Genomic DNA, 18,953 nt, shown 5'->3' on the forward strand with positions numbered 1-18,953 from the left:
CATGTAATTTGCTTTATAAAATGGCAAAAAAGACACCCTCACCCTACCCCCTCACTCCGAGGGCTTCTTTTTCTGTCATGCCTGAAATCTTTTATCAGGCATCCATGTTTTTGCTTATTCTTTGGTTTTTAAAAACCGTGGACCCCTGATAGAAGCATTCAGGGGCAGGCTAAAAACGGCTTAAAAGTCGCCGGGGTGACAAATAAGGGACGGTGGAACCATTCAGAAGTGACGCCTCTTTCGTCATGCCTGAAATTTAGCGAGGCATCCACATCATCTGTCATTCCCGAAATTAGTAGTCGGGAATCCAAGTTTTTGCTTTTCTTTTGATTTTTTCGGGGGTTATGAAGGAGCAGTGTTCCTTTATAGTTGATTCACCCTCGGTCCGTGGCGCAATGACCCTTGCAACAAAGCAGAATTATAGCTATATAGCGTGGCAAAAGGCCGTCCTTCTTTCTGGGCAGGTTCGTGTTCCACGTGGAACAAATTATTTTCCCAGGCAAAATTGAGAAAAAATAGTATTCAACAACTCTTTATCTGCTTGTGTGCCTAATATCCGTCCCATTTCTCGCAAAGCCTCTTCCAGGTCTAAACCCAGAACATCTAAAGACATCCCCTCTCTTAAGCTATCTCGGGCCTGGACTAATGAGAGAAGGGCTTTTTTCAGCCCCTCTCTTTGCCGGGCGGTGATTAAAATGGGCTGGTCTTCAGGACCTATTTCCGCCTTTATTCTTTCCCCTATTTTTCTCAGTAGCTTTTCTATCCCCTCTCCCTGTAGAGCAGACACTTCCAAAATCTCCTCCCCGGGATAAAGCAAGGAAACGTCGCTTTTGTTTAGCTGAGGAAGAAGATCGCTTTTGTTTAGCACCACAAAATGAGGCTTATTTCTTACTTTCTCCGCCAGCACTTCATCTTCTTTTTCTAAAGGGATGCTCTGGTCTAAAACTACCACTACAAAGTCTGCCTGTTCAAGATACTCTTCTGCTTTTTGCACTCCCACAAGCTCTACTGGGTCGCGCCCCTCCCTCATCCCTGCTGTATCCACCAGCCGAAGAAGAAGACCGTCCACGAGGATATTTTCTTCCAGGGCATCCCGGGTGGTTCCGGGAAAAGGAGTCACAATGGCCCTATCCCATCCCACAATGGCATTAAAAAGACTGGATTTACCCACATTGGGTTTACCCACAATAGCCACGAGCGCCCCCTCTTGCGCCAGCTTAAGGCGCTCACCAGAAGACAGCTCTTTCTCTATTTCTCCTATTAACGAGGCGAGCTCTTTCTCCATGGCTTCAAGAGGAAGCTCCTCTTCATCTAAAAAATCGCAGTGAGCGTGAATGAGAGCCAGGATGCTCAAAAGACGATCTTCCCAGGAGCGGATTTTTCTTCCCCATTCCCCCTTCAAATTGCGAAGAGAAAGAGAAAGAGCCTTTTCTGAACGAGCCTTAACTATTCCCGCCACCGCCTCGGCCTGAGAAAGGTCTATACGACCATTTAGAAAGGCTCGGCGAGTAAACTCTCCTGGCTCGGCCAGCCTCGCTCCTTCTCGAAGGATAAGCTGCAGAACTTTTTGAATCACCACCGGACCCCCGTGCAGTTGAAATTCTACCACGTCTTCCCGGGTATAGCTGTGAGGAGCCCTCATCACCACAAGAAGGGCTTCGTCAACTATTTCTTGAGTTTGAGGGTCAAAAACATCCCCCAGATACAGGCGATGACTGACAAAGTCTTCCACCGCACGCCCACAGCGAGAAACAAAAAGCCGAGAAGCAATTTCAGCCGCTTCCCGACCGCTCATTCGCACAATGCCAATCGCTCCCACCCCGAGAGGGGTGGCCGGAGCTACAATAGTATCACTTACCAACAGGTCTTTTATTTCCTCCACTACGATTACTGCTTTTTTCCTTTTTTAAGTCAACAACCACCCGTCTCCCCGTTCCTTCCCCAACGCTGTAGGTGGTCACCTCTGGATAGTCTTTAAGAGAAGTGTGAATAATTCTCCGTTCCCGGGCATTCATGGGCTCCAGTTTCAGCCGCCTTTTTTCTTTTATTACCTTTTTGGCCGATTTCTCCGCCAACCTCCTCAGCGCTTCTTCCCGCCTTTCTCTATAGCCAGAAATGTCCAGCTGCAAGCCTACATTACTAAAGCCTTTTTTGGACATGACTATCCGCAACAGGGTTTCTAAGGCTTCCAGAGTTTCTCCTCTTTTACCAATAAGCATCCCGGCATCTTTTCCTTCCACGAAGAGAGAAAGGAAGCCGTCTTTCTCTTGAACCTGGAAATCGACCTCCATCTGCATTTTGTCCATTAGCTCTTTAAAAAATTTTCCCAGTTCTTCCTCTGCCCGAAGAAGAGAAGCCGGGGAAGGATAAGCTTCCTCTGTAGCTTCTTTTCCCGGGGATTTTTCTTCACCAGGAATTCTCTCCTGGGGAGCTTCTTCTATCCACACCCGAACCTTAACCACCCGGGGGGTAAAGGCACTCAAAAAACCACGGCCTTCCGAAATAACCTCATAACTTAAGCTTTCTGGTAGCACATCAAAATAGCGAGCCGCTCGCTCCAGTGCTTCTTCTAAGCTTTTTCCCGAAACCTCAACGCTTCTTGGCATTTATTTTTCCTCCTTTTTTAGCTACAGGTGCTGCTGAAGAGGGGTCTTTTAGAGAAACAGCAGGCTCGGCCTTCACACTGATTTCTGGCTCAACGGAGAGAGACTTAGACCTCTGGATCTGGTTGTTCAATACATACTGTTGCAAAATATAAAATAGGTTAGACACAAACCAGTACAAAAGCACTCCGGAGGGGAGGTTCCAGCTGATAAAAACCAAAAATATGGGCATAACCACCATCATGGCCGCGTTCTGTTGTTGTGCTCCTTCTGCGGCGGGAGGCATGGATATTCTTTGCTGCCAGAAAGTAGTTACTCCCATTAAAAGAGGAAGGATAAAGTAAGGGTCTTTTTGAGAGAGGCTGGGGAGCCAGAGAAACCCAGCTTGCCCATAGTCATAAGCCATTAAAACTCGGTAAAGCACCATCAATATGGGTAACTGAATTAAAAGAGGAAGACACCCGGGCAAGCACCCTCCCAAAGGATTTATTCCCTTTTCTTTGTAAAGCTTCATCATTTCTTCGTTCAGTTTCTGGCTGTTATTGCCATATTTCTCCTGCAGTTTTTTGATTTCCGGCTGCAACTCCTGCATGTCTTCTTGCATCTTGCGGGTAGAGAGATTCTGTTTATGAATCAAAGGAGAGAGAATCAGTCTAATAAATAAAGTGAGGAGAATTATGGAAATACCATAATTGCCGGTCCAGTTGTAGAAAAAACGGAGCAGGTATTCCATAGCTTGAGCTAGCACATCTAATAGCTGTGAAAACATCAATTAACCACCTTTTCTTTTTATTTTACCGGGTCATAACCGCCTGGAGAGTAGGGGTGACAGCGCAAAAGCCTTCGAAGAGCCAAAAGACCACCCTTCCAAGGACCATATTTACAAAGAGCCTGCCGGGCATATTCTGAACAAGAAGGTTCAAAACGGCAGCAGGGGGGAAAAAGAGGAGAAATATATCTCTGATAAAAAAACAAAATTTTATCTAAACCGCTTACTACGAGGCTACTCAGCTTCACTTTTCGTCTTTACTCCATCAAGCTTCACTTCTCCCAGCACCTTTCCCATCATCTCAACAAGGTCTTCAAAGCTCTCTTCCAGCAGCTTCTCATTGCTCATAAAGAGAAAATCAACCGGCTTGTCTCTCCACTGAGGATAATAATAGACACGAAAGGCTTCTCGCAGGCGCCTTCGCACTCGGTTTCTGTCTACCGCCTTTTTCCCTTTTCCCACAAAAGTAACTCGCAAATTCCCCTCTTCTTTTTGCAAATACCACAGCTTAATATTGTTGGCTCTCGCTCTTTTTCCCCGAGAAAACAACCGGGAAAAATCTTTCTTCTGGCTCAATCCCTCCATTTATTAAACAGTAAGACGCTTGCGCCCCTTTTTCCTTCTTCTAGAGAGAACCTGTCTTCCCCCTTTGGTCTTCATCCGAGCCCGAAATCCATGAGTCCTTTTCATCGGTACTCGATGGGGCTGATAAGTCCTTTTCATCAACGTCTCTCCCTTCTTTGCTGCTTCAAAATGGGTAATTTACCACGGGTATCATTATACCCTCAACCACCCCAGAGGTCAATCGGGTGAAGTCCCGATTTTGCAAAGAGCTCCCCTTCACCCAGATTGCTGCGAAACTTGGCCAGAACCACGGAGCTTTCGCTTTTTTCGTCCTTACAATAAGTGCCGGAAAATATCCCGGCACATAAATTATTCTTCTCTTACTATCTCTTCTAATATTGCTACCAATTCCGGATCAAAGCGACTTCCTGCTTCTTTCTGGATTTCCCGCACCGCTTCCTGAGGAGTTAGCTGTCGCTCCTCCACCAGAAACTCATAAGCCTCTACTACGCTCAAAAGGCGAGCCATGAGAGGCACTTCATCTCCTTCCCCCGGGTAGTATTCCTCTCCGGATAAAACCTTTGAAAACAAAGAGCTCCACCCTGAGTATGAAAGGGGAAGCTGCTCTTCAAACTCAGGGTAGATTTCAACCAATTCCTCTCGCAAAAGCGGATAGCCATCCTCTTTGAGGTGCTCGGGGAGAAACATCTTTTCCCAGACCCAGAGGAGGTTCAAAAAGTGCAGCTTTTTCTTCTCTTCTTCTTCCCATCCCCGTTTTTCTCCCATCTTCTGGATCAATTCTCCCACCCTCATCTGACGCTGCCGAATTTTTTCTTCCTCATAAAATCTGTGTACCAAAATAGAAATAAGGGAGCGGGGAAAAACCTTGCGGGTTAAGAATTTTTTTTGATAAGCCTCTTCTTCTGCTCTGCGGAAAACTTCTCTTATGTCTTCTGTGTCGCTCTCTTTGGCAGCCACTCCCCAGGAAAGGCTTAAGGGTAGAAGGCATTCTCTTTGTGCTTCCTCACAGTTTTTCTCTATCCTCTTGCCCACCTCTCGAGCAATGTCTTCAGTAGTTTGAGGAAGAAGGACAATGAATTCATCTCCTCCCCATCGGGTGATGACATCTCCTCCCCGGGTGGATTTCCGAAGCACTTGAGCTATTTCTCCTAACAGCCTGTCTCCTTCTTCGTGCCCCAGAGAGTCGTTTACCTCCTTTAAGCCATCAACATCAAGAAAAATGAGGCTCAAAGGAAGATGTCTTCCTCTATCCAGACGCTGTATTTCCTCTTCAAAAAAAGCCCGGTTATAAAGTCCGGTCAAAACATCGTGGAAGCTAAGATAGCGCATTTCTTCCTCTCTTTTTCTTTTTTCTGTAACGTCCCGCCAGATAGTAGCCACCTGTCCGGGGGAAGGAGAGAAAGCCACTATTTCTAAGTATTTATCCTTATAGGAAACAAACCTTTCTACCCGGGCAGCTTCTTCTTTCTCTGCCACCTGATGAAAAAGCTCCCAGTAAGAATCATCTAAAAAGGGGAAGACCTCCCGGAGAGTAAGCCCCACCACGTCTTCTCTGCTAAAACCGGTAATATACTCAAAAGCAGGGTTGGCTTCTAAAAACACAAACTCATAAGAAGGCTCTCCTCTCCCATCATAAATCTCTTCCAGAAGAGCAAATCCATCCAGCATCTGGTTAAAAAGCAAGCGATAACGGCGCTCACTCCTGCGGAGCGCCTCTTCCATCCTCTGGCGTTCAGTAACATCCCGGAATACAAACACCACTCCTTGGAGCTCTCCCTCTCTACCAACAGAAGCTCCGCTATCGGCAACCACTATTTCCTTCCCTTCTCGGTTTCTCAAAAGAAGAGGTTCTTTCATTTCTGTTTTTCCTTTTTTCAAAACTTCCTCCACCAGGTTCTCTACCGGCTTTCCGCTATTTTTTTCTCTGAGAGGAAAAATCTCTTCCAGTTTCTTACCCCGGGCTTCTCCTAAAGACCAACCAGTAAGGGCTTCCGCCTCTCGATTCATAAAACTGACCAGTCCCTCCAAATCAGTAACTATCACACCATCAGCAATGGAGCGGAGAATGGTCTCCAGCCAACCTCTTTCTCGCTGCAGGTCCTTTCTTGTTTTCTCCCTTTCTAAGGCGCTACTCAAAAGGTAGGAAAAAACCTGGAAAAGGTCAAGATGTTCTTCTATCCATGTTTTATCTGTGTTTCCTTTTTCTCTCCAGAGTAATTCCCAAAACCCCAGACACCGGTTTTCGATCTCGAGAGGGAAAGAGAGGAGAAAACTAATTTCTCCAGGCTCTTTCTTCCTCCAGCATCTCTCGGGAAGGCTTTCCCCTTCTGTCCACACCGGTCCTTCCAAACACAATCTTTCTCTCCAGAGAACCATTCCCTCTTCTATCTCTACTTTTTCTGTTTTCCCCTCTCTCCCAAGGTAGCCTTCTTCTTCCCCAAAAAAAGCCGCTTCATCTGCCCGGGAAAAACGTCTTACCTCCTCTAAGAAAAATCTCACTGCTTCTTCAAAGGAAGAAGCAGTGACAAAATGAAAGGAAACCCCGGCAACGAGCTTCTGGAAGTCGAGGCTGAAGCGGAGCTCTTCTTCTAAAGCCTCCCGTCTTTCTACCTCTTTAGCTAATTTTTCACTTTTTTCTACCAGCTCTTTAGTCCGGCGCCCCACTTCCCGGCGCAGAAAATAACTTAAAAAGAGAGAAAGGCATAGAAAGAGCAAAACAACGCCTAAAAACCACCAGAACCAGGAAGGAAAACGCCATCCCTCCTCTTCTACACTTAACCAGCTGCTCAAAGACTGATAGTAAACAGATTGGGGGTTGATCTTCAAAGCCAGAAGATGCTGGTCGATAATGTCGATGATTCCTCGGTTTTTTCCTCGAGGGACGGCAAAACGGAGTTCCACAGGAGAAAGAACGATGGAGGTGGCTGCGAAACCAGCCGCTCTAGCAAATTGCGCTCCATAGAGCCTGCTCACCACTCCGGCATCAGCTCTTCCCTCTTTTACTGCGGCAAACACTCCCGGATAATTTTCCATTTCCAGAAAATGGCACCCGACCCCGAAGTCTCGAAGGAGTTTTTTTAAACTCTCACCATAAACGTCGTCTTTTACCACTGCTACTTTTCGAGAAGCTAAATCGAGCAAAGACTGAACGGAAACAGCAGGAAGGGTATAAACTTCTCCCCAGTTAACCAAAAAGGTTTGCTGGTTGAAATCAAAGTGTTCTGCCCGCTCTGCGGTGTAGGCAATGGGTAAAAGGAGGTCAATCTTTCCCTCTGCAAGATGAGAAAGAAGAAGAGAAAAGGGGAGAAAAACATATTCGATATCCCAGTCTTCTCTCTGAGCAATATGCTCTAAAACCTCCGGGCACATTCCCCGCACCCTCCCTTTCTCATCCCGGAAAACCAGAGGAGGGTTGTCGCAAACCCCCACTAAAAGCGCTCTTTTTGCCTCTCCAGGGAAAGAGAAAAAGAGGAGGAAGATTAAAATTAAAAGAATAGGTAGTTTCTTTTCCCCTCTCATCCTCAGGAAGTCCCTCTCCGTATTATATTAATTCTATAACTAAAAGAGTATTTTCTCAAGAGGAAATCAAAAAGGGGGTATAAATAGGGGGGAGACGTATCTCCCCCCGGCTATTTTTTTATTAGATTTTAAATTGTCCTAAGTTTTCTTTCAGGCCTTCGGCCATCTTACCCAGTTCCTGGATGGTAACATCTACTTCTTGCAGGGCAGCATTTTGCTCCTGGGAAGAAGCGGCTACTTCCTCAGCGGCTGCTGCGTTCTCCTCCGAAATAGAAGCAACACTACTCAGCCTTGTAAATACCTCTTCCGCTCTTTCTACTATCCTACCTGTTCCTTCTTCACTCTCTTTAGCAATATCATTAACTTCCCGAACCAGCTGAATGATGTGCTGCGAGGCTTCTTCTACTACCTGGAAGGAGAGAGAGATGTTGTCGGCCTCCTGGGTTACCACCTGATTAGCCTCGTGAATATCCTGGAAGGCCTCTCGGGCTTTATCCACTGCCTCACTTCCTCCTTCTACATGGGTCTGGCTTTCGGTCATAGATCTTACTGCTCTTTCCGCTTCTTTCTGGATTTCACTGATGAGATGAGCAATGCGCTGGGCAGCATGGGCCGATTCTTCAGCCAGCTTTCTCACTTCATCTGCGACCACTGCAAACCCTCGTCCTGCATCTCCTGCTCGAGCAGCTTCAATTGCTGCATTCAGAGCTAAGAGGTTGGTCTCCTCGGCAATACCGGTTATGAGGTCGGTGATGCTTCCAATCTCCTGAGAACTTACTCCTAAGTTTTTCACTACTTCTCCCACTGAAAACACTGAATCTTTAATTCTTCCCATGGCTTCCACTACTTCTTCTAAGGTCTTCTCTCCTTCTTCGGTAGCCTGGAAAGCCGAAGAAGCTGCTCCTTTTACTCTTTCTATGTTTCCTCCGGTTACCTCTAAGCTCTCTATCACTTTATCGGTCTCTTGTAAAGTCTGGCGAGCTTTATCAGCCTGTTCTTTCAGTCTCTTCGCCATCTCTTTGACTTCTTCCACCAGGCTCTCCATGTGGTTAGAAACTTCAGTTAAGTTCTGGCTCTGTTCTTCCGATCCACGGGCTACTTGCGAGACAGTTTGGGCAATCTGCTCTCCCGCCTCTCTTATTTCTCGAGAGGTGTGCTGGAGGGCATCCAGAGAGGAAATAATCTTATCCGCTCCCTCTCTTACCTCTTGGAGGAATCGGCGAAGAGAAGAAGAAGCCTGGTTCAGAGAAGCAAAGAGTTTACCCATCTCGTCTTTTCTTTTCTTCGTTATTTCCTGAGTCAGGTCTCCTTCTGCCAGCACCTCGGCAAAAGCCACGCTCTCTTGAATGGGTCTCGTGATGCTCCGGGAAAGGGTGGTACCCATAATGAGAGAGAAAACTATCACCACTCCTATAACTATATAGAGAATTTGAGAGAGGCGGTTTTGTAGCTCTCTCGCTCGAAGAAGGGCCTGATCGAAAGAGCTCAACACCTCCTGATTCATGGTTTCCATAGCTTGAGAAAGGTCTTCTCCCACATCCCACACATCAGAAAGAGAGGTTTGAATGGTCTCGTTGAGCCCTCGCAGCTGTTCATCTCCTTTTACCACTTCCTGCCACAGGTTCCGGAAGGGCTTCCACCGATCATTGACTACCACTTGCGCAGTATTAGTAGCATAGATTTTCAGAAAATCTCCCTCTAAGAACTGACCCAAAGTATCCATAAGACCGTTTACCTTTTTCTTTATTGCTTCTTTTTCTACCGGGTCAGAAGCCAGAAGGTAGTTTTTCTGATTCTGGTTTATATCACTCATCAATTTTATCCAGTTATCTAACCTCAAGCCTTCTATGGTAGTTTTCAAGCGAGAATAGGAGCGATAAACTTCCATAAACTTGTCGTCTTTCTCTGCTTCAGTAAACAAGACTTTCTCTAATTCTTCCCACTTGCCCGCTAAATCTTCTACCTGGGCGGTTATGCTTTTTTTGCTTTCCTCCGAGAGAACCTGAGAATCCTCTATCCCTCTTCTCAGACTGGCAAAGTAGGCATTAATGTTTTCTCCCAGGCGCCCATCGGGGTCACCGTTAACCGCATAGCGGAAAAGAAGGTAATAAGTGCTATCTAAGGGGTTCATTAGCTGCTTTATTGAGTCATCCACCAATTGAGTGAACTGCACTACTATCTGGTAAGGTTCGTCCATCTCTAAAGATTTTTGATTCCTCTCCTTTTGGGTGGTGAGATACTGCTTCCACAGAGTTTTCACCATATTCACCCGGGCCTGATAGTTGACCTGCAAACTCTTTAACTCCTGTACTTCCTGAAAAAGAGGGCTATCTTCGGGCAGAGGGGAAAGAGCATAGGGGAAATTTTCTTTCTCCCACAACCCATAGTGCCATTTCTGAAAATCTTCTGATTCAGTCCCCAGGCGAAGTGCTTCGAGGTAAACCAGAAAGCGGTTGTTTACTTCGGTAAAGCTTTTCTCTATTTGATTGAGGTTTTCTACGTCTTCTTCTCGGAAGTAAGAGGAGATTAAAGAGTTATTTTGAGAAATCAAATCCTTCAATCGAGAAGTAACCAAAAGTAGAGGATTGTAGCTCTGAGCTTCCTCGAGAGAAGTATTAATTTCCCAGAAAGCATAGATAGCTATAACTCCAATGGCCAGGGCCGCCAGAGTAAGAACGATAAAACCTAAAGAAATCTTTGTTTTGATTTGCAAGGTTTTCCCTCCCTCTCAAATTTTTCCCGGTTCGTCTAAAAAGAAAGAACCTTCCTTCAATAGTAAAAATCGGCATTTTGAGAAAAAACTTTAGAGAATTATCTAATTTTTTAATACTAACCTAATTCTTCTAAAAAGGGAAATGAATTTTCCTTGTTTTCCGAGTTATTCACAAAAGTTGATAAGCTGTGAATAACTTGCCAGAAATTCATATTTATGCTTAAATTAAAAAGCAAAAACGGTCCCCCTCTTTTGCGAGGCAAAATAAGGAGGAAAATTTTTTTTCCTTTTATTTATGGGATTAAGATTCAATTTAGTAAATAAAGCTATCTGTGGAAAACCGGGGGATTAAAAAAATAAAAATGGGAGATTCAGCCATGAAAGTCTCTCCAGAAGAGTTAGAGGATTTGTGGATAAAAACTCTATCTCTTTTAGAAAAACAGGTTTCTGTACCGGAATATCGAGCCTGGGTAGAAAACATTCAACCTCTATCTCTACTCGATCATCGGCTCACCATAGCCGTGCCAAGTGAGCTATCCAAAGAAAAGATAGAAAAGAAATATGTGGAAACCATTCGCTATGCTTTTCAAAAAGTGGCAGGAGTGAATTTTCCCAATTTAGAAATCGGGCTGGTAGTAAAGCCTTCCTCTACCTCTTTAGGAGAAGAAGTCTCCAGTTTTTCCTCTTCTGTTGCAGGGGAAGATAGGCTCAGTCTCAACCCTCGCTATACTTTTTCCACTTTTATAGTGGGAAATAGTAATAAATTTGCTCATGCTGCCGCTATGGCTGTGGCGGAAAACCCTGCTCATTCTTACAATCCTCTGTTTATTTACGGAGGAGTAGGGTTAGGCAAAACTCACCTCATGCATGCCATAGGCCACCATATTTTGAGCAACAACCCCCAGGCCCGAATAGTTTATGCCTCTTCAGAGAAGTTTACCAACGAATTAATTAATTCCATTAGAGACGACCAGACCGAGGCTTTTCGTCAGAAGTATCGCCACGTAGATATCCTTCTCATCGATGATATCCAGTTTTTAGCCGGAAAAGAAAGAACCCAGGAAGAGTTTTTCCATACTTTTAACACCCTTCATGATGCATTCAAACAAATCGTCATAACCAGTGATAGACCACCCAAAGAAATCCCTACTTTAGAAGATCGTCTCCGTTCTCGCTTTGAGTGGGGATTGATAGCTGATATTCAACCACCTGATTTAGAAACCCGGATCGCCATTTTGAGTAAAAAAGCAGAACTGGAGAAATTCGAACTCCCTTCTGACATCATCTACTTCATAGCCATGAATATTCCTTCTAATATTAGAGAATTAGAAGGAGCTCTGATAAGGATTAAGGCTTTTTGCAGTTTGAACAAAATAACTCCTACCTTGGAAGTGGCTCAAGAGGTATTAAAAGACCTCCTACCCAGACAGGAAACTTCATCAATTCCCATTTCATTGATTCAGAAAGTGGTGGCAGAACATTTTAATATTAAACCTGCCCTTATGAAAGCAAAGAAGAGAACTAAAGAGGTGGCTTATCCCCGGCAAATCGCCATGTACTTAGCACGAGAGCTAACCAATTATTCTCTTCCTTCCATTGGTGAGGAATTTGGAGGAAGAGATCACACCACCGTTCTTTATGCCTGCGAAAAAATCAAGAGTGATATAGAAAGTAATCCACAGCTTTTCCAGGAAATCAGTGAATTAATAGAAAAAATAAAAAGAGAGAAAAGTTAACCACAGAATACTAACCACTTATACCGGATTTACAACCAGGTTATTGAGGAGAGGGAAGATAGGTAGATAATGAGTACCAATTACTTTTTAACAAAATAATTTTATCCTATTACTACTACTACTAAGTTTTTATATTTAAAAAATAATAATAGTAGTAGTGAGGAGAAACTGGGGAGAAAGAATATGGATATAGTAGCCAAAAGTAAAGAATTCAGAAAGGTACTGGGTAAAGTATATCGGGGAGTAGCTTCTCGTCCGCCTTATCCTGCCTTATCGGGAATACATTTAGAGGTGGAAAATAATTCTTTGAAGCTAACTGCTACTGATTTAGAGGTGGGTATTACCTCCCGCTGTCCGGTGGAAGTTAGAGAAGAGGGGAGTGTGGTTTTACCGGGTAAGGTGTTATATAATCTGGTAAAGAGCTTGAGCAGCCCGGAATTAGAAATTGTCTCTTTACCTGATGGTAACTCTGAAATCAGGGGAGGAAAAAGCTATTATAAACTATCTGGTTTTCCTGCTGATGATTTTCCTCTTTTTCCTCTCCCTTCTTCAATTACATCTTTTTCTGTTCCTGGAGAGAAACTCAAAGAGGGGTTGATGAAAGTTTATTTCACTGCCTCAAAAGACGAGAGCAGTCTCCCTCTATCAGGGGTGTTGTTTCATTTTGAGGAAGAAGGGAAGTTGAGACTGGTAGCAAGTGATGACCACGTTTTGAGTTTATGTAGTATAGAAGTACAAAATGGGGAAGTAGCTCAATATATCCTTCCTCTGAGAGCCATCACGGAAATTATTCGCCTCGCCGAGGGAGAGACGAGAATTTTTCCTGCAAAAGGATTTATTCTTTTTCAGTGGGAAAATATCTCTCTTTTTTCTCGTCTTATTGAAGGAGAATACCCTGATTATAAAAGAGTTATTCCCCAGAGCTTTGTTACTCAGACATCTCTTCCTGGGGATGAACTTAGAAAAGCTTTGGAGAGAGTGTCATTGGTTGCTCCTCCTGAGAGTCCAGTGGTAGAACTCCTACTTGGAGAAGGGAAAATAGAGCTTTCCTCTTCTGGAGAGGTGGGGATAGCCAAAGAAGAGGTAGAAGCAGAGATAGAAGGGGAAGAAATAAAAATATTTTTTAATGCTCGATATCTGTTAGATACTTTACGGTCTTTCAGTGGAGAAAAGGCAATGTTAGAAATAAGCGGGGAACTTGCTCCAACGAGGTTGAGAGGAGAAGATGAGCATCTGCAGTATATTTTGATGCCGGTAGAAATCAAGGAGTAATGATGTATTTAGAGGAAGTGGAGTTTATTAACTGGAGAAATTTGGAAAAAGTGGAGCTATCTTTTCCGGAGAAAACTCTGGTTTTAGCAGGAGACAATGCTCAAGGCAAAACCAATTTTCTGGAGGCTTTGTTTCTTCTGGCCCGGGGAACATCTCCTCGCCGGGCAAAAGATGAGGAAATGATAAGGTGGGGGGAAGAATTTTCTTATCTGAGAGCTCAAATCCGGGAAGAAAATCTCCATTTTACCCGGGAAGTGGTGATAAAAAAGGAGGGAAAGAAAGAGTGGAAAAGGGATGGGAAAAGAGAAACCCGAAAAACCTCTCTTCCTCTCGTGGGCTATTTCCCTCAAGACCGGGAAATTGTGGAAGGTCCTCCTCAAAAGCGGAGAGATTTTCTGGACGAGGTTATTTCTTTTATTTATCCCTCTTACAATCAATGGCTCAGAGAATATGAAAAACTTCTCTCCCGTCGTAATTTTCTTCTCCGGGAGCGCTCTTCCGGGGAGCTTGTTGAAATATATGGAGAAAATTTAATTAATTGCGGCACAAAAGTGGTGGAAACCCGCATTCGATACCTCCACCGGTTTGTTCCTTGTTTTCAGAGTTTCTACCAGGAGCTCTCCGGAGAGGATGTTTCACTTCAAGTGTTCTATCGTCCTCTGGGTTATCGGTGGGAAGAGGGAGTGGAAGAAGGCCTACGCAGAGCCAAAAAAAGGGTAAGAGAAGAAGAAAAAGAAAGGGGAGTGACTCTTTTTGGCCCTCACCGGGACGAGATAATGTTTCTCCTCAGAGATAGAGAAGCTCGAAATTTTGCCTCGCAGGGAGAGAAAAAGAGGCTGGCTATTTCTTTACGCCTGGCAGAAACTTCTATGGTGGAATCTTTTTACCGAAAAGAAGTGGTAATATTAGTAGATGATGTTTTTTCGGAGCTGGATAAAAAAAGGAGAGCTCTTCTGTGGCAGAAAATTAAAAACGGGAGCCAGGTATTTTTAACCACCACCGAGGAGGAAGAAGTAAAAGAGTTGAGAGGTTCTAGCCCCCTCTCTTTTTTCCGGATAGAGGGGGGAAGGATTGAAAAAGGGGAATAAATGGAGAAAAAAGAGGTTAAGTCTTTTTTTGGTAAGCCCACTCCTTTAGGAGAGGTGCTGGAGGGTTTCTTAAAAAAAGAGGGGCTCTTTCCTCAAATACACAGTTTTATTTTGCTTTCTCGTTTTGGGGAGTGGTTTCCCCATTTAGCTGATTTTTGCCAGCCCACCAAGTTGCGGGAGGGAGTTCTTTATCTTGAAGTGAATGACCCCCTGTGGACTTTAGAAGTGAAAAAATGTATACCGGACATTCTCCTCCGCTGTGAGGAGGAAGGTTTAGAGGTAAAAAAAATTAAAATTCAATGTCGCTATTGAGGTGATAAAGTTTTGGTAGAGAAAAACAATCGAGATTACGGAGCGGATAATATCCAGGTTTTGGAAGGATTAGAGGCGGTTAGAAAGCGCCCCAGTATGTATATTGGTAATGTAGGAACAGAGGGGTTGCACCACCTCGTGTTTGAGGTGGTAGATAATAGTATTGATGAGGCAGTGATGGGCTTCTGTAGCCGAATTGAAGTAGCTCTCCTCAAAGACGGTAGCGTAAGAGTGGTAGATGATGGGCGAGGTATACCAGTAGAGACACACGGGGCAGTAGGTAAATCAGCGGTGGAAGTGGTTTTAACTCGCCTGCATGCCGGTGGAAAATTTGATGGAACGGCTTATCGGATCTCCGGAGGTTTGCATGGAGTGGGAGTATCAGTAGTTAATGCTCTTTCGGAGTGGTTGGAAGTGGAATTTCATCGGGAGGGGAAGGTGTGGAAGCAGAGATATAAAAGGGGGAAACCCCAGGGAGAGATAAGAGAAGCAGGGGTCAGCGACCACACCGGAACGGTGATTCACTTCAAGCCCGACTCTTTGATTTTCCCTGATACTCGTTTCCGGGGAGATATAATATCTCAGCGGCTCAAAGAGCTGGCTTTTCTAAACCCGGGGCTGACTATCGTTTTCCGTGATGAGACGCAAGCTGAGGAGCCCGAGGAAAAGATTTACCATTTTGAAGGAGGGATTTCTGCTTTAGTCTCTCATCTCAATCGGGGTAAAGAAGTGCTACATCCTGAGCCCATTTATTTTTCGGGAGAAAAAGAAGAAATAAAGGTGGAGGTAGCTATCCAGTACAACGATGGATATGTGGAGAACATTCTCTCTTTTGCCAACAACATTCGCACCGATGAGGGAGGAGCCCACGTTACCGGATTCAAGAGCGCTCTTACCCGGGCGATTGTCCACTATGGAGAAAAGCGAGGCATCCTGAAAGACAAAGAGGAAGTCCCCATGGGAAACGATGTTCGAGAAGGGCTGTGTGCAGTAGTCAATGTTTTAATTCCCAACCCCCAATTTGAAGGGCAGACTAAAACCAAATTAGGTAACCCTGAAGCCAGGAGCCTGGTGGAGGAAGTTACTTTTTCCTCTCTTTCTTCTATTTTTGAGGAAAATCCAGACCTCGCCCGCCCTATTATGGAAAAAGTGATGCAGACTGTAAAAGCTCGCCTGGCCGCGAAGCGCGCCCGGGAACTGGCTCGGAAAAAGGATAGCCTGGATTCTATTTCTCTTCCCGGGAAACTGGCCGACTGTGCAGAGAAAAACCCCGAGATATCAGAAATTTTCATCGTGGAGGGCGATTCGGCAGGAGGCTCAGCTAAGCAGGCCCGGGACAGGAGGTTTCAGGCCATTTTGCCTCTCCGGGGTAAAATTCTGAATGTAGAAAAAGCCAACATTCACCGCATCCTCTCTAACCAGGAAATCAGGAATATCGCTGCTGCTCTGGGGTGTGGGCTGGGTTTTGACTTTTCCCGGGAAAAATTGCGTTATCATAAAGTTATCATTATGACCGATGCCGATGTAGACGGAGCCCATATTCGCACCCTTCTTCTTACTTTTTTCTACCGGTATATGAAACCTCTGGTAGAGGGAGGAAACATTTATATTGCTCTTCCTCCTCTTTATCGAGTGCGAGAGGGGAAAAACGACTATTATGCTTTTGATGACGAAGAGCTGGAGCAGGTCTTGCAAGGTTTACGAGGGAAAAAATATACCATCCAGCGCTATAAAGGTCTGGGAGAAATGAACCCCGAACAGCTATGGGTTACTACTATGAACCCAGAAACTCGTACTTTAAAGCAAGTTACGGTACAGGATGCCATTGAAGCGGAAGAGATTTTTAGTGTTTTGATGGGAGATGCAGTAGAACCTCGTCGGGACTTTATCCGGGAACATGCCCGGGAAGTGGTAAACCTGGACATATAAGGAGATAGTTTATGAAAGAAACAGGAAAAATTGTTCCAGTAGATGTAAACAAGGAAATGAAGGATGCTTACCTGAGCTATGCCATGAGTGTCATTGTGGGGAGAGCTCTCCCCGATGTGCGGGATGGCTTAAAGCCGGTACAGAGGCGTATCCTCTATGCTATGCACGAGATGAACCTTCGCCATAACGAACCTTATAAAAAAAGCGCCCGCTTGGTGGGAGATGTGCTGGGTAAATATCACCCCCACGGGGACATGGCGGTTTATGATGCTTTAGTGCGTATGGCGCAGGATTTCACTTACCGTTATCCTTTAGTAGACGGGCATGGCAACTTTGGCTCCATCGATGGAGACCCGCCAGCAGCCATGCGCTATACCGAGGTCCGGATGTCTCCTATTGCCTCAGAAATGCTCCGGGACTTAGAAAAAGATACGGTAGATTTTGCTCCCAATTTTGATGAGTCACTCCGGGAGCCGGTGGTTTTACCGGCAGCCCTCCCTCAACTTCTGGCCAATGGCGCCTCAGGTATTGCAGTAGGCATGGCCACCAATATCCCTCCTCACAATTTAACAGAACTCATAAACGCCTGTCTTTATCTTTTAGATCATCCACAGGCTTCAGTAGAGGAGCTTCTAGAAATCATCCCCGGACCGGATTTTCCCACCTATGGAAAAATAGTGGGAAGAGAGGGGATTCGTGATTATTTTAGAGAAGGAAGAGGAAAGCTTATTCTGCGAGGGGAGATAGAAGTAGAGGAGATAGGTCGTAACAGGATGGCCCTTGTGGTTAAAGAGTTGCCTTATCAGGTAAACAAAGCCAACCTGGTGGAGAACATTGCACGCCTGGTGGACGAGAAGAAACTCAGCGAGATTTCGGAGGTTCGAGACGAATCAGACCGGGAGGGAATAAGAATAGTTTTAGAGCTGAAAAGAGGGGCTTATCCTCAGCGGGTCATTCACCACCTTTACAAGCGTACGGCGCTGGAGGTCAGCTTTGGAGTGATACTGCTTGCTTTAGTAGATGGACGTCCGGAAACCCTGGGAATGAAGGAGGCTTTGCTCTGTTTTTTAGAGCACCGCCGTCAGGTAATTTTGCGCAGAAGCGCTCACGATTTGAGAGAGGGGAAAGACCGGCTTCACATTCTGGAGGGGTTCTTGAGAGCTCTGGACGATATTGACCGGGTGATTCAGCTCATCCGCTCTTCTTCCCGCGTTTCTGAAGCTAAAGAGAGATTACAGAAGGAGATGGGCTTCAGTGAAAAACAGGCTCAGGCCATCCTGGAACTACGCTTGCAGCGCCTGGTGGCTTTAGAGAGAGAAAAAATCCTTACCGAATATGAGGAATTAAAAATAGAGATAAAGAAACTGGAAGAAATTTTAGAAAAAGAAGAGGCATTGAAAGCAGTTATCAGGGAAGAGCTGGAAGAAATCAAAGAAAAGTACGGAGATGCGAGGAGAACCCGTATCGTAGAAGAAGATGGAGAAGACATAGAAGAGGTGGAGCTGTACCCTGAAGAAGAAATAGTTGTCACCCTCACTCAAGACGGATACATCAAAAGAACCTCTTTAGATTCTTATCGCCGTCAGGGAAGAGGGGGGAAGGGAGTTACCGGTATCGTAACCAAAGAAGAGGATGCCGTTAGCCAGATAGTGGTCTCTAGCACCTGGCATCGGCTTTTGCTTTTCACGAGTCGCGGAAGAGTTTTCCAGCTTCTTTCTTACCATCTACCGGATGCTTCTCGCTCTTCTCGGGGAATTCATCTTGTCAATCTTCTTCCCCTGGAAGAAGGAGAGCGGGTGTTTACTTTCATTTCTTTGCGCGACTTCGGGGCGGGAAAGCATCTTTTCTTTGTTACCGCTCAGGGCAATGTAAAAAAGGTGGACTTGCTGGAATTTGTCTCCATCACTCGCCGGGGATTGAAAGCTATAGAACTAAAAGAAGGGGACGAGCTGGCTTCCGTTTTCATCTCTGGAGGGAAAGACCATGTGCTTTTAGCCACTGCCCGGGGTTATGGAATAACTTTCAGTGAGGAAGAAGTAAGGTCTATGGGTAGAGGAGCAAGAGGGGTGAGAGGGATAAGGCTGCGCCCTGGAGATCGGGTGGTGGGAGCGGTTCCCCTGGAAGAAAATAAACACCTGGTTCTCGTCTCGAGTGGAGGATGGGGGAAAAGACTGGACCACGCCTTGCTTCCTCGCCAGCACCGAGGAGGAAAAGGGGTAAGAATCATGCAGACCGGTAAAAAAATCGGCGAAGTGGTGGGCATCGCTTTAGCAGAGGAAAAGGATGAAATATTGCTCTCCTCCCAGGAAGGAATTTTGATTCGCCTCTCAGTGGCTGACATCCCGGTGCAGGGGCGCACTGCCCGGGGAGCGAGGCTAATTCGCCTCGAGGAGGGAGATCGTCTTGCTTCTTTTGCTCTGAGTTGAT

14 protein-coding genes are annotated in these 18,953 nt (G+C 45.3%); 6 read left to right on the forward strand and 8 right to left on the reverse strand.

Going from position 1 to position 18,953, the window contains the following annotated elements; translation table 11 throughout:
• Positions 1–487: 487 nt before the first annotated feature.
• The 8 genes from mnmE to GXZ17_RS02095 all read right to left on the reverse strand — a co-directional run bounded on the left by mnmE (position 488) and on the right by GXZ17_RS02095 (position 10,189).
• Entirely contained in the window at positions 488–1,882 is a 1,395-nt protein-coding gene (gene mnmE, locus GXZ17_RS02060) for a tRNA uridine-5-carboxymethylaminomethyl(34) synthesis GTPase MnmE (RefSeq protein ID WP_409375633.1), read from the reverse strand.
• A complete protein-coding gene (gene jag, locus GXZ17_RS02065; RefSeq protein ID WP_409375634.1) occupies positions 1,851–2,606 on the reverse strand; it encodes an RNA-binding cell elongation regulator Jag/EloR in 756 nt (251 codons plus the stop codon). The genes mnmE and jag overlap by 32 nt, the downstream gene beginning before the upstream one ends.
• Positions 2,590–3,372, reverse strand: a complete 783-nt coding sequence (locus tag GXZ17_RS02070; RefSeq protein WP_409375635.1) for a YidC/Oxa1 family membrane protein insertase — start codon at positions 3,370–3,372, stop codon at positions 2,590–2,592. The genes jag and GXZ17_RS02070 overlap by 17 nt, the downstream gene beginning before the upstream one ends.
• 20 nt (positions 3,373–3,392) lie before the next feature.
• A complete protein-coding gene (gene yidD / locus GXZ17_RS02075; RefSeq protein ID WP_409375636.1) occupies positions 3,393–3,620 on the reverse strand; it encodes a membrane protein insertion efficiency factor YidD in 228 nt (75 codons plus the stop codon).
• On the reverse strand, positions 3,607–3,957 hold the full coding sequence (gene rnpA, locus GXZ17_RS02080; protein ID WP_409375637.1) for a ribonuclease P protein component: 351 nt from the start codon (positions 3,955–3,957) through the stop codon (positions 3,607–3,609). The genes yidD and rnpA overlap by 14 nt, the downstream gene beginning before the upstream one ends.
• Positions 3,958–3,960: 3 nt before the next feature.
• On the reverse strand, positions 3,961–4,095 hold the full coding sequence (gene rpmH, locus GXZ17_RS02085; RefSeq protein ID WP_409375638.1) for a 50S ribosomal protein L34: 135 nt from the start codon (positions 4,093–4,095) through the stop codon (positions 3,961–3,963).
• Positions 4,096–4,305: 210 nt separating this feature from the next.
• Entirely contained in the window at positions 4,306–7,476 is a 3,171-nt protein-coding gene (locus GXZ17_RS02090; protein ID WP_409375639.1) for a diguanylate cyclase domain-containing protein, read from the reverse strand.
• Positions 7,477–7,597: 121 nt separating this feature from the next.
• A complete protein-coding gene (locus GXZ17_RS02095) occupies positions 7,598–10,189 on the reverse strand; it encodes a methyl-accepting chemotaxis protein (RefSeq protein ID WP_409375640.1) in 2,592 nt (863 codons plus the stop codon).
• A gap of 377 nt (positions 10,190–10,566) precedes the next feature.
• On the opposite strand from GXZ17_RS02095, the gene dnaA reads away from it, so the two are divergent.
• From dnaA to gyrA, 6 genes are all read left to right on the forward strand, one after another.
• On the forward strand, positions 10,567–11,925 hold the full coding sequence (dnaA, locus tag GXZ17_RS02100) for a chromosomal replication initiator protein DnaA (protein WP_409375641.1): 1,359 nt from the start codon (positions 10,567–10,569) through the stop codon (positions 11,923–11,925).
• Between the two features lie 183 nt (positions 11,926–12,108).
• The gene (gene dnaN / locus GXZ17_RS02105) at positions 12,109–13,197 is read left to right on the forward strand and encodes a DNA polymerase III subunit beta (protein ID WP_409375642.1); all 1,089 of its coding nucleotides are present in this window, start codon (positions 12,109–12,111) and stop codon (positions 13,195–13,197) included.
• On the forward strand, positions 13,197–14,285 hold the full coding sequence (gene recF / locus GXZ17_RS02110) for a DNA replication/repair protein RecF (protein WP_409375643.1): 1,089 nt from the start codon (positions 13,197–13,199) through the stop codon (positions 14,283–14,285). Before dnaN ends, recF begins: the two co-directional genes overlap by 1 nt.
• Positions 14,286–14,597, forward strand: a complete 312-nt coding sequence (locus GXZ17_RS02115) for a DUF721 domain-containing protein (RefSeq protein WP_409375644.1) — start codon at positions 14,286–14,288, stop codon at positions 14,595–14,597.
• Positions 14,598–14,609: 12 nt separating this feature from the next.
• Positions 14,610–16,526: a DNA topoisomerase (ATP-hydrolyzing) subunit B gene (gyrB, locus tag GXZ17_RS02120; protein WP_409375645.1), complete on the forward strand. Its 1,917-nt coding sequence runs from the start codon at positions 14,610–14,612 to the stop codon at positions 16,524–16,526.
• Between the two features lie 11 nt (positions 16,527–16,537).
• Positions 16,538–18,952 (forward strand): DNA gyrase subunit A, encoded by a 2,415-nt coding sequence (gene gyrA / locus GXZ17_RS02125; protein WP_409375646.1) that lies wholly within the window; start codon positions 16,538–16,540, stop codon positions 18,950–18,952.
• Position 18,953 lies beyond the last annotated feature (1 nt).

Source organism: Candidatus Sordicultor fermentans (assembly GCF_012728195.1).
In the GTDB taxonomy this organism is placed as follows: Bacteria; Atribacterota; Atribacteria; order Atribacterales; family Caldatribacteriaceae; genus Sordicultor; species Sordicultor fermentans.

What these genes read in the sequence shown, in the direction of transcription:
- rnpA (WP_409375637.1), bottom strand. Translation starts at nt 3,957, where the DNA reads ATGGAGGGATTGAGCCAGAAGAAAGATTTTTCCCGGTTGTTTTCTCGG.
- GXZ17_RS02115 (WP_409375644.1), top strand. Translation starts at nt 14,286, where the DNA reads ATGGAGAAAAAAGAGGTTAAGTCTTTTTTTGGTAAGCCCACTCCTTTA.
- GXZ17_RS02070 (WP_409375635.1), bottom strand. Translation starts at nt 3,372, where the DNA reads ATGTTTTCACAGCTATTAGATGTGCTAGCTCAAGCTATGGAATACCTG.
- jag (WP_409375634.1), bottom strand. Translation starts at nt 2,606, where the DNA reads ATGCCAAGAAGCGTTGAGGTTTCGGGAAAAAGCTTAGAAGAAGCACTG.
- dnaA (WP_409375641.1), top strand. Translation starts at nt 10,567, where the DNA reads ATGAAAGTCTCTCCAGAAGAGTTAGAGGATTTGTGGATAAAAACTCTA.
- GXZ17_RS02090 (WP_409375639.1), bottom strand. Translation starts at nt 7,476, where the DNA reads ATGAGAGGGGAAAAGAAACTACCTATTCTTTTAATTTTAATCTTCCTC.
- recF (WP_409375643.1), top strand. Translation starts at nt 13,197, where the DNA reads ATGATGTATTTAGAGGAAGTGGAGTTTATTAACTGGAGAAATTTGGAA.
- dnaN (WP_409375642.1), top strand. Translation starts at nt 12,109, where the DNA reads ATGGATATAGTAGCCAAAAGTAAAGAATTCAGAAAGGTACTGGGTAAA.
- rpmH (WP_409375638.1), bottom strand. Translation starts at nt 4,095, where the DNA reads ATGAAAAGGACTTATCAGCCCCATCGAGTACCGATGAAAAGGACTCAT.
- gyrA (WP_409375646.1), top strand. Translation starts at nt 16,538, where the DNA reads ATGAAAGAAACAGGAAAAATTGTTCCAGTAGATGTAAACAAGGAAATG.